General features: G+C 65.4%; 6 protein-coding genes. 2 read left to right on the top strand and 4 right to left on the bottom strand.

What is annotated here, in order from left to right; genetic code table 11:
- The first annotated feature begins 122 nt into the window (after positions 1–122).
- Positions 123–1,157: a bile acid:sodium symporter family protein gene (locus V6M87_RS12070; RefSeq protein ID WP_332876942.1), complete on the top strand. Its 1,035-nt coding sequence runs from the start codon at positions 123–125 to the stop codon at positions 1,155–1,157.
- A 100-nt stretch (positions 1,158–1,257) separates the two neighbouring features.
- Positions 1,258–1,944, top strand: coding sequence for an NERD domain-containing protein (locus V6M87_RS12065; RefSeq protein WP_332876875.1), 687 nt, complete (start codon positions 1,258–1,260; stop codon positions 1,942–1,944).
- Positions 1,945–1,964: 20 nt separating this feature from the next.
- Here V6M87_RS12065 and V6M87_RS12060 read toward each other — a convergent pair whose 3' ends face one another.
- Genes V6M87_RS12060 through V6M87_RS12045 form a run of 4 tightly spaced genes read right to left on the bottom strand, consistent with a single transcriptional unit; the run spans position 1,965 to position 11,141 of the window.
- Positions 1,965–3,395 carry an efflux transporter outer membrane subunit gene (locus V6M87_RS12060; RefSeq protein ID WP_442920581.1) on the bottom strand — a complete coding sequence of 477 codons (1,431 nt, stop codon included), beginning with the start codon at positions 3,393–3,395 and terminating at the stop codon, positions 1,965–1,967.
- A gap of 26 nt (positions 3,396–3,421) precedes the next feature.
- Positions 3,422–6,688 carry an efflux RND transporter permease subunit gene (locus V6M87_RS12055; RefSeq protein ID WP_332876873.1) on the bottom strand — a complete coding sequence of 1,089 codons (3,267 nt, stop codon included), beginning with the start codon at positions 6,686–6,688 and terminating at the stop codon, positions 3,422–3,424.
- Positions 6,685–9,783, bottom strand: coding sequence for an efflux RND transporter permease subunit (locus tag V6M87_RS12050; protein WP_332876872.1), 3,099 nt, complete (start codon positions 9,781–9,783; stop codon positions 6,685–6,687). The genes V6M87_RS12055 and V6M87_RS12050 overlap by 4 nt, the downstream gene beginning before the upstream one ends.
- A gap of 14 nt (positions 9,784–9,797) precedes the next feature.
- Entirely contained in the window at positions 9,798–11,141 is a 1,344-nt protein-coding gene (locus tag V6M87_RS12045) for an efflux RND transporter periplasmic adaptor subunit (protein WP_332876871.1), read from the bottom strand.
- Positions 11,142–11,293: the final 152 nt, after the last annotated feature.

Below are 11,293 nucleotides of genomic sequence, written 5' to 3'. Positions count from 1 at the left end.
CGCTCTTGCATAGGCGCGGAAACGGTTTTCGCACGCGCCAGGCAAAAGCCCGTACGCACCGGTCCAGGACAGCCGCGCCCCCCAGCAGCTAGAATAGGCGATTGCTCTTTCCCTCCCTCGCCATGCCTTCCAAGTTTGCCCTGCCCCCTGTCGTGCGGCGCCTGATGCCGGATGTATTTACCTTCGCCATCCTGTGCATGGTGGCGCTGGCCAGCGTGTTGCCCGTCACCGGCCAGGCAGCAGTCGTGTTCGGCGACATCACGGCACTCGCCATCGGCTTGCTGTTCTTCCTGCACGGCGCCAAGCTGTCGCGCGAAGCGCTGCTCGCCGGCCTGACCCACTGGCGCCTGCACCTGCTGGTGCTGGCCCTTACTTACGTCATGTTTCCACTGCTGGGCCTGGCCATCAAGCCGCTGGCCCTGCTGGTGCTGGCGCCCGACCTGTACCTCGGTATCCTGTTCCTGAGTGTGCTGCCGTCGACCGTGCAATCGTCGATCGCGTTCACGGCTGTGGCGCGCGGCAATGTGCCGGCCGCCATCTGCAGCGCCACCGCCTCGAATTTTCTCGGCATTTTCCTCACGCCCCTGCTGGTTGGCACGCTGGTGCTGCATGGCGCGGCCGCGTCGGGACACTCGGCACTCGATTCGGTGCTGTCCATCGTCGAACAACTGCTGCTGCCATTCATTGCGGGCCAGTTGCTGCGCCCGTGGATCGGCGCCTGGATCGACCGCAACAAGGGCATGCTGAAGTATGTCGACCAGGGTTCCATTTTGCTGGTGGTGTACACGGCGTTCAGCGCGTCGGTGGCCGAGGGGCTGTGGCACAGCATGTCGGCCGGCACGCTGCTGGCGCTGACCGGCGTGTGCTGCCTGCTGCTGGCCGTGGCGCTCGGCATCGCAATGGTCATCAGCCGCAAACTCGGGTTTTCCAAAGAGGACCAAATTGCCATCGTGTTCTGCGGCTCGAAAAAAAGCCTGGCCAGCGGCATTCCGATGGCCAAGGTGCTGTTCGCGCCGACCTCCCTCGGCCTGGTCATTTTGCCGCTGATGCTGTTTCACCAGATCCAGTTGATGGTGTGCGCGGTACTGGCGCAAAAATATGCGCAACGCGCAGAGCTTGCCGCGGCGGCGCCCGCAGCCACCACACCCTCCGTTTGAGCGCCGTCATGGTGTGACAGCGCGGCGCACTGCGCGCCGAACCGCCCGTTGTTCGCAAGGTCTGACATGGACTGACCACTGCGATGACGGAGGTGTAGCCATGAACACCGTGCTGCTGGAAACCGATACTGGCCGCAAGGAAGAACCGGGCTGGTGGCGCAAGGCGCTGCGCGGTATCGTCAAGCCCGCGCCCTGCCCTGGGTCCTCATTGTCCGGGCGTGGCGACAGCGGCGCGCAGCGGCTCGCTTCGCGCCTCGGCGCCCTGCTCGACGACAACTGGACCCTCATCTGCGGCCACTGCAACAGCGGCGGGCGGCTCGAACATGTGCTGGTCGGGCCGCGCGGCGTGCTGGCGCTCGCTTGCACCGGCCTGAATGGCCGCATGCACTGCGACGGCCAAAGCTGGCGGCGCGACAAGTTTGACCTGTATAACAACCTGGTCGAGCGCGATGCGCCGGTACGCTCCGACCCCACGGGCAGCCTGTACGGCGCGGCGGCACGGCTGCAACAGGTGCTGGCGGCGCAAACCTCCATCCGGCAGGTCGGTACCGCGCTGGTGTTCACGCATCCAGCGGCCACGCTGGGCAATATCCGGCATGCGGTGCTGAACATGGTGACGCTGTTGTCGGATTTGAAAAGTGCCACCTTGCTGCAGGCGATGTCGGGCCAGCCCGATCACCGCACCATCGACGGTGTGGTGGAGGTAGTACGGCACGAGCATGCGCGCTTCATTCGCAAGGCGGGAGAAAAACCAGGGAAGCGGCAGGACTTGTTGCTGAACCGGTGAAGCGCGCCAGCCGGGCCAGCTTACTGACTATGCCACCCGCCGCCGAGCGACTGGATCAGCGCCACTGCCGTGGCCTGCCGGTCGGCCTGCACCTGCACCAGCGAGCGGCGTGCCGACAAGGCGGTCGCCTGCGCCTGCACCACTTCGGTGTAGCTCACCTGCCCCGCCTTGTAGCGGTTCAGGAACTGCGCTTCGACCTGGTCGGCCGCATCCGACGCCTGCTTGCGCAACACCTGCTGTTGCACCAGCACGCGCGTGGCGGCCAGCTGGTTTTCGACGTCGGCAAACGCGGTCAGCACCGTCTGGCGATACTGCGCCACGGCCGCCTGTTGCGATGCCTCGGCGCCTTCGACGGCAGCGCGCGTGGCGCCGGCATTGAAGATGGTCTGCGCCGCCGACAGCCCGAACGACCACGCCGCCGTCGATGCCTTGAACAGGTCGCCTACCGCCGTGCCGCCGGTACCGTATGAGGCCGACAGGCCGATGTCCGGATAGTAGGCCGAGCGCGCGATACCGATTTGTTCGTTGGCCTGGGCCACGCGCCGTTCAGCGGCGGCGATGTCGGGACGGCGCTGCAGCAGGGTCGACGGGACCCCGGTCGGTACCTCTGGCACGGTCTGCGTCCATGGCGCGACAGCCAGCGCGAAGGTCGACGGCGCCTTGCCGACCAGGACCGCAATCGCGTGTTCAAGCTGGGCGCGCTGCAGGGCCAGGCCCAGGTCGTCGTTCTTCGCGCTGGCCAGCGTGGTCTCGGCTTGCAGCACGTCGGAGCGGGCGGCGATGCCTGCTTCGAAACGGTTGCTGGTGATCAGGCGCACCCGTTCGTAGCCGGCTATCGTGGTGGCCAGCAGGGCGCGCTCGGCGTCGAGTTCACGCAGCGAAAAATAGTTGGCGGCCAGTTCCCCCTGGATCGACAGGCGCGCTGCCGCCAGGTCGGCCAGGCTGGCGGCGGCGCTGGCCTGGGCGCCGGTCACGCCGGCGCGCAGGCGGCCCCAGATATCCGGCTCCCAGCTGCTGCCGATGTTCAGCCGGTAGGCATTGGCCGCATTGCCACTGCCACTGCCGTTCTCGCTGCGGCTGCCGCTCCTGTCGGCGCTGCCGGTCAGGTTCACGGTCGGGAACAGCGAGGCGCGTTGCTGCGCCACCAGCGCGCGCGCCTGGGTGTAGTTGGCCACGGCAACCGCGATGTTCTGGTTCGACACCTCGACACTTTCGGCCAGCTGGTTCAAGGTCGCGTCGCCGAACAGCTGCCACCACGGTCCCTTCTCGAGCGTGTCGGCCGGCGCAGCCACGACAAAGCCTTCTGCTTCCTTGTAGACAGGCGAATCGGCGCTGGTCGGGACTGCATATTTCGGGCCGACGGCGCAGCCGGCGACGCTGAACGCCAGGGCAGCCAGGACGGCCAGGTAGACTGGCGATAACGACAGGCGGGAGAGCGGCATCATGTGCATAAGTTCGGTATCAATCTAGTCTGGTTTCAGGTATGCGCCGCGACCGGCACGGGGTCCGGCTGGCGGCTCAGATCGTGTTCGCCCGGACCATGCGTGCGCAGGCGGTCCATCAGCACATACACCACCGGCGTGGTGAGCAGGGTCAGTATCTGGCTGGCGATCAGTCCGCCGATGATGGCGATGCCCAGCGGCTGGCGCAATTCCGAGCCTTCGCCGAAGCCGACCGCCAGCGGCAAGGCGCCCAGCGCGGCGGCCAGCGTCGTCATCAGGATCGGCCGGAAGCGCAGCATGCAGGCTTCACGCACAGCTTCCAGCGCCGTGATGCCGCGCGAGCGCTCCGCTTCCAGCGCAAAGTCGATGATCAGAATCGCGTTCTTCTTGACGATCCCGATCAGCAGGAACACGCCGATCAGCGCGATCACCGTAAACTCCATTTTAAAGAGCAGCAGCGCCAGCACCGCGCCCACGCCAGCCGACGGCAAGGTCGAGAGCACCGTGATCGGGTGGATCAGGCTTTCGTACAAAATCCCCAGCACGATGTAGATGACGACGACGGCGGCCAAAATCAGCAGCGGCTGCTCCTTGTTCGAATCCTGCGACGCCTTCGCCGTGCCCGCAAAGCTGCCGCGCACATTGTTTGGCATGCCGATGTCCGCTTCCGCCTGCGCCACCGCCGCCTGGCTCTGCGACAGACTCGTGCCCGGCGCCAGGTTGTAGGCAATGGTGGTGGCCAGTTCGCCGTCCTGGTGGTTGATCGAGGTGGCGGTCGCGCTTTCGGCGAACGTCGACATGGCCGACAGTGGCACCATCCGCGTCACCGACGACGCAATCGCCGACCCGCTCGACGGGTCGCGCGCGGCGGTGATGTTGGTCGCGGTGGTGGTGGTGGCACTGGCTGTCGTGGCGGTCGTCGCCACGGCACTGGCCGTGGTGCCCGCCACCACGCTGGCCGCCCCTTTGGCCGGCACATAGACATCCTTCAGCGCTTCCGGCGTCTGGGCGTAGCGCGGCGCCACGCCCATGATGACGTGGTACTGGTTCAGCTCATCGTAGATATTCGCCACCTGGCGCTGGCCGAACGCGTTGTACAGCGCATTGTTGACGTCGGCCGTCTTGATGCCGAGCCGCGCGATCGTGTCTTTGTCGATCGTGACGAAGGTCTCCACGCCATTTTCGGCCTGGTCGGTATCGACGTCGGTCAATCCCGGCTGCGCTTTCATTGCCTCGGCCAGCTTGCCGGCCCACAGTTTCAGGTCGGCGCTGTTGTCGCTTTTGAGTGTGTACTGGTAGGTCGAATTGGCCGAGCGGCCACCCATGCGCAAATCCTGCACCGGATTGAGGAACATCGACACGCCGGTGATGCGCGCCAGTTTCGGGCGCAGGCGCGCGATCACGGCCTGTCCCGATTCGCCCTTGGCGCGTTGCGCCACCGGTTTCAGATTGATGAACATGAAGCCGCCGCCGGCGCGACCGCCGCCGGTGAAGCCGACCACCGTGTCCACCGCCGGGTCGCTCTTGATGATGTTCACCAGCTGACGCAGCTTCTGCTGCATGGCCTGGAACGAGATCGACTGGTCGGCGCGGATGCCGCCCTGGATCTGGCCGGTGTCCTGCTGAGGAAAGAAGCCTTTCGGCGCGGCTGCGAACAGGTACACGTTCAGGCCGATCACGAACACCAGGATACCCACCACCAGCCACAAGCTGCCGAGCGCCCAGTCAAGCGCGTGCTCGTAACCCTTGAGCAGTTTGTCGAAACCGCGTTCAGCCCATTGCGCCAGGCGCCCTTCCTTTTTGTTCCTGTCGTGCGGTTTCAAGAGCCACGCGCACATCATCGGCGTGGTGGTCAGCGAAATGACCAGCGAGATCAGCACCGCGGCCGACAGCGTCACGGCAAATTCGCGGAACAGGCGTCCCACCTGGCCGCCCATGAACAGCAGCGGAATGAACACCGCCACCAGCGACAGGCTGATCGACAGAACCGTAAAACCGACTTCTTTCGCGCCTTGCAGCGCCGCCGTCATGCGGTCCACGCCCTCTTCGATATGGCGCGTGGTATTTTCCAGCACCACGATGGCGTCGTCGACGACGAAGCCGGTCGCCACCGTGATGGCCATCAGCGACAGGTTGTTCAGGCTGAAGCCCAGCATGTACATCACGCCGAAGGTGCCCAGCAGCGAGACAATCGTGGCGACCGCGGGAATGATGGTGGCGCGCAGATTTCTCAGGAAGACCGACACCACCAGCACCACCAGGATGATCGAGATGAGCAGGGTCAGCTCGATTTCGTGCAGCGACGAGCGGATCGAATTGGTGCTGTCGGACGCCACCTGCAGGCGGATGTCGGGCGGCAGCTGCGCCTGCAGCGTCGGCAGCAGCGCACGCACGCCGTCGACCGTTTCGATAATGTTGGCGCCTGGCTGGCGCGTGAGCAGCACGATGATGGCCGGTTCGCCATTGAACAGGCCCAGCGTGTTGATATTCTCGACGCTGTTGGTGACTTCCGCCACATCCTGCAGGCGCACGGCGGCGCCGTTGCGCCACGCCACCACCAGGGTCGCGTAGTCGGACGCCTGGCGCCCGCCGCTCGAGCCGGCCGGCTCCGAATAAATCTGCAGGCGCTGGCCATTGCCTTCGATCGCGCCCTTGGGGCGGTTGGCGTTGGTCGCCTGGATCGCGGCGCGCACGTCTTCAGCAGAGACGCCGTATTTATTCAGTGCGTACGGCAGCAGATCGACGCGCACGGCCGGCAGCGAGCCGCCGCCGATTTCAACGTCGCCCACACCTTTGACCTGGGCCATCTTTTGCTGCACCAGGTTCGAGACGGTGTCGTAGATCTGGCCCGGCGTGCGGGTTTTCGAGGTCAGCGCCAGGATGATCACGGGCGCGTCGGATGGATTGGCCTTGCGGTAGGTCGGGTTGCTGCGCAGTGTGGACGGCAGGTCGACGCGCGCGGCGTTGATCGCGGCCTGCACTTCGCGCGCGGCCGAATCGATCTTGCGGGTCAGTTCGAATTGCAGGTTGATGCGCGCCGAGCCGGTGCCGCTCGACGAGGTCATCTCGTTCACGCCGGCGATCACGCCAAGGCGCCGTTCCAGCGGCGTGGCCACGCTGGTGGCCATCGTTTCAGGGCTGGCGCCCGGCAGCGATGCACTGACCGAGATGGTCGGGTAATCGACCTGCGGCAGCGGCGACACCGGCAGCACAAAAAACGCGCCGATGCCGGCCAGCGCGATCCCGACCGTCAGGAGGACGGTGGCAATCGGGCGCTTGACGAAGGGGCCGGACAAATTCATGCGTTCGCCCCGGCTTTGTCGATCGCTTCGCGGTCGCCCCAGCGCTGCGCCAGGCGGTCGAACGCCAGGTAAATCACCGGCGTGGTGAACAGCGTCAGGATCTGGCTGACAATCAGGCCACCAAAAATGGCAAGTCCGAGCGGCCGGCGCAGTTCAGCGCCGTCGCCCCAGCCGAGCATCAGCGGCACGGCTGCGAACAACGCGGCCAGCGTCGTCATCATGATCGGGCGAAAGCGCAGCAGCGCGGCCTGGTGAATGGCTTCTTGCGGCGCCTTGCCCTGTTCGCGCTCGGCCTCGATGGCGAAGTCGATCATCATGATGGCGTTCTTCTTGACGATGCCGATCAGGAGGATGATGCCGATGATGCCGATCACGCCCAGCCCCTGGCCGCTGATTAGCAGCGCCAGCAGCGCGCCGACGCCGGCCGACGGCAAGGTCGACAAAATGGTCAGCGGGTGGATGTAGCTCTCGTACAGCACGCCCAGCACGATGTAGACACAGACCACCGCAGCCAGAATCAGCCAGAGCTGGTTCGACAGCGAATTTTCATACGCGCCCGAGGCGCCCAGGAAAGTCATCGTCACCGCCGGCGGCAAGGCGATGTCTTTCGCCGCCGCGCGCACCGCGTCGACCGCCTGCCCCAGCGAGGTGCCGTCGCTGGTGTCGAAGCCGATCGTGGTGGCCGGGTACTGCGCCACGTGGGTGATCTGCAGCGGCGCCGGTTTTTCGGTGATGGTGGCCACGCTTGATAACGGGGTCGCCTTGCCGGAACCTGTCTTCAGTTGCAGGTCGCCCAGGCGCGCCACCGACATGTCGGCATCACGCTGCGCTTCGAGAATCACGCGGTACTGGTTGGTCTCCGTGAAAATGGTCGAGACGATGCGCTGGCCGTAGGCGCTGTAGAGGGCGTCGTCGATCGACGCGGCTGTGATCGACAGACGCGACGCGGTGTCGCGGTCGATCGTCACGTACGCGGCGGCGCCGGTGGCGCCGGCGTCGGTCACAACGTTTTTAAGCTGATCCTTCTGCGCCATGCGCGCCACCAGTTTATTCGCCCACGTGGTGACGGTGGCGGTGTCGGCGCCTTCGAGCGAGACGCGGTACTGGGTTGGCCCGGTTTCGGCATCGATGGTCAGATCCTGGGTCGGCTGCAGGTACAGCGTCAACCCGGCCACCTGCGCCACCCGTTCCTTCAGGCGCACCATGATGTCGTTCTGGTTGCCCGAACGCTCGGGTTTCAGGTTGATCAGCATGGTGCCGGTGTGCAGCATCGCATTGTTGGCGCCGTCGACGCCGACGTTTGAACTGAGCGACAGCACGGCGGGATCCTGCAAAATTTCACGCGCGGCGCGCTGCTGGAGCTCGGCCATCCTGTCGTACGAAATCGCCTGGCGCGCTTCCACGCGCGCCTGCAACTGGCCCGTGTCCTGGGTCGGGAACAAGCCTTTTGGAATAACCAGGTACAGGATCACGGTGAGCACCATCGTGGCCAGCGCGACGAGCAGGGTCAGGCCCTGGCGCGCCAGCACCCAAGTCAGCGCACCATCATACCGGTGCACCACGCGGTCGAAGAACGCCTGGGTCTTCTCGGCAAATTTCGACTTCTTCTGTTCGGACTCGGGTTTCAGCCAGCGTGCCGACATCATCGGCACCAGCGTCAGCGACACCACGGCCGAGATCAGAATCGTGATGGAAAGCGTGACCGCAAATTCGCGGAACAGGCGGCCCACCACGTCGCCCATGAACAGCAGCGGGATCAGCACGGCAATCAGCGACACGGTCAGCGAGATGATGGTAAAACCGATCTGCTTGGCGCCCTTCAGTGCGGCCGCCATCGGCGTTTCGCCTTCTTCGATATAGCGCGCGATGTTCTCGATCATGACGATCGCATCGTCGACCACGAAGCCGGTGGCAATCGTCAGCGCCATCAGCGACAGGTTGTTCAGGCTGTAGCCCAGCATGTACATCGCACCAAACGTGCCGATCAGCGAGATCGGCACCGACAGGCTGGCGATCACGGTCGCGCGCATGCTGTGCAGGAAACAGAAGATCACCAGCACCACCAGCACCACCGACAGCACCAGCTCGATCTGCACGTGTTCGACCGAGGCGCGAATACCCGTGGTGCGGTCGGTCAGCACGTCCAGGTGCAGCGCGCCCGGCAAACTGGCCTGCAGCTCAGGGAGGCGCGCCTTGATGGCGTCGACGGTGCCGATCACGTTCGCGCCCGGCTGGCGCTGCACGTTCAAAATGATGGCCGGCTTCATGCTGGACCAGGCGCCCAGCTTGACGTTTTCAGCGCTGTCGACCACCGTCGCCACGTCGGACAGGCGCACCGGCGCGCCGTTGGCGTAGGCGACGATCAAATTTTTATAATCCGGCGTCGTGATCAGCTGGTCGTTGGCGTTGATGGTGTACGAGCGCGTCGGGCCGTCGAAACTACCCTTGGCGCTGTTCGCGTTGGCGCCGGTGATCGCGGTGCGCAGGTTATCGAGTCCCAGGCCGTAGGACGCGAGCGCCTGCGTATCGGCCTGGATGCGCACGGCCGGACGCTGGCCGCCCGACAGCGAGACCAGACCCACGCCACTGACCTGGCTGATTTTGAGCGCCAGGCGGGTGTTGACCAGATTTTGGACCTCAGTCAATGGCATCGTGTCGGAGGTGATCGCCAGCGTCAGCACCGGCGCATCGGCCGGGTTGACCTTCGCATACACCGGCGGCGCCGGCAAGTCGGTCGGCAACAGGGAACTGCCGGCGTTAATCGCCGCCTGCACTTCCTGCTCGGCCACGTCGAGCGTCTGGCCCAGGGCGAACTGGAGCGTGATGATCGACACGCCCGCGGCGCTGGTCGAACTCATGCGCGACAGACCTGCCATCTGGCCGAAATTACGTTCCAGCGGCGCCGTGACGGTGCGCGCCATCACTTCGGGGCTGCCGCCCGGGTACAGCGTCTGCACCTGGATGGTCGGAAAATCGACTTGCGGCAGCGCCGACAGCGGCAGGAATTTGTAGCCGACCAGGCCGGCCAGCACGATCGCCAGCATCAGCAATGCGGTGGCAACCGGCCGTTTGATAAAGGGTGCTGAAGGACTCATCGGTAAGCAGTCCCTTAGCGCGCCGGGGCGGCCGCTGGTGCGGCCGGTGCGGCAGCGCCGGCTTCACGCTGCTTGCGGCCGCCGCGTTCGCCCTTGGCGCCGGCTGCTGCCGGACGGTCGCCCGGCAAGGTCACCTTGGCGCCATCCTTGAGGCGGTCGGCGCCTTCGGTGATGACCTGCTCGCCCACTTTCAGGCCGCTGACGATCTGGATCTTGTCGACCGTGGCCTGGCCGCGCGTGACGACCCGCGTCGAAACGGTTTTATCGGACTTCAGGACGTAGACGAAATCGCCCGCGGTGCCATGGCGCAGCGCCGTCACCGGCACCATCACCGCGTTCTTGATCGTGCGTACTTCCAGGCGCAGGTTGACGAACTGGCTCGGGAACAGCTTGCCGTCGTTGTTGGCAAAGCGCGCCTTGGCACGCACGGTACCGGTCTGCACGTCGACCTGGTTGTCCAGCGCCTGGAAGCGGCCGGCGGCCAGCTTGTCAGTGCGGGTGCGGTCCAGCGCGATGGCCGGCAGGAAGTCGTCGTTGCTGCTTTCTTTTACGCCGATGCGGGCCTGCAGTTCCGGGACCCGGTCCTGCGGCACGGCGAATTCGACGTCGATCGGCGCCAGCTGGGTGATCACGGCGATGCCGGTGGCGTCGCCACTGGCGACCAGGTTGCCGATATCCACTGTGCGCAAACCCACGCGGCCCGAGATCGGCGCCTTCACTTGCGTGTAGCCGAGGTTAATCTTCGCCACACCTTCGGCCGCGCGGTCGGTCATGATCGTGCCTTCGAGCTGCTTCACCAGTGCGGCCTGGGTGTCGACGTCCTGGCGCGCAATCGAATCCTGGGTCAGCAAGGTCTGGTAGCGGGTCAGCATCACGCGCGCGCTTTCCACCTGGGCTTCATCGCGCTGGCGCGTGCCCTGCGCCTGCAGCAGCGCCATCTCGAACGGACGCGCATCGATCGTGGCCAGCAGCTGGCCCGCTTTCACCAGCTGTCCCTCGCTGAAATGGATCTTTTGCAGCACGCCAGAGACCTGCGCGCGCACCGTCGCGGTAGCTGCCGCCGTCACGGTGCCGAGCGCATCGATCACGACCGGAATATCGGCCTCGGTGGCGGTCGCCACGCCCACCGTGGTGGCCGGGCCGCCACGGCCGCCACCAGGACCGCCGCGCCCGCCGCCGGGCCCCTGTTGTGCGCCCGGCCCGCCAGCAGGCGCCTGGTGCGTCAGGTGCCAGGCCAGGTAGCCCAGTCCCGCCATGGCCGCCATGGCAATCACGCCGCCGATGACCTTCGAGCGCTTGCTTTTTTTAAGCGGCGCTGGTGGCGGGGTGATTTTTGGCGAGAGTAAAGTCGAATCCATGCTTGTCCTTGTGGCGGTGCGCGCGCGATTAATTATCGGCGTGACTTTAGCACGGGGGACGCTTGCAATATGTTTCACAACGTACACAAATTCGGACGTGAACCGGGCATCTGAAATGAAAAACGGGCGCGAAAACTGCTTCGCGCCCGCTT

It is taken from the genome of Massilia sp. S19_KUP03_FR1 (assembly GCF_036688685.1).
Classification (GTDB): Bacteria; Pseudomonadota; Gammaproteobacteria; order Burkholderiales; family Burkholderiaceae_D; genus JALYUM01.
This window is presented reverse-complemented; position numbering and strand designations above follow the sequence as displayed.

Bases quoted from the DNA above. Each gene is read 5' to 3' on its own strand.
- V6M87_RS12070 (WP_332876942.1), top strand. From the start codon at position 123: ATGCCTTCCAAGTTTGCCCTGCCCCCTGTCGTGCGGCGCCTGATGCCG.
- V6M87_RS12065 (WP_332876875.1), top strand. From the start codon at position 1,258: ATGAACACCGTGCTGCTGGAAACCGATACTGGCCGCAAGGAAGAACCG.
- V6M87_RS12060 (WP_442920581.1), bottom strand. From the start codon at position 3,395: ATGCACATGATGCCGCTCTCCCGCCTGTCGTTATCGCCAGTCTACCTG.
- V6M87_RS12055 (WP_332876873.1), bottom strand. From the start codon at position 6,688: ATGAATTTGTCCGGCCCCTTCGTCAAGCGCCCGATTGCCACCGTCCTC.
- V6M87_RS12050 (WP_332876872.1), bottom strand. From the start codon at position 9,783: ATGAGTCCTTCAGCACCCTTTATCAAACGGCCGGTTGCCACCGCATTG.
- V6M87_RS12045 (WP_332876871.1), bottom strand. From the start codon at position 11,141: ATGGATTCGACTTTACTCTCGCCAAAAATCACCCCGCCACCAGCGCCG.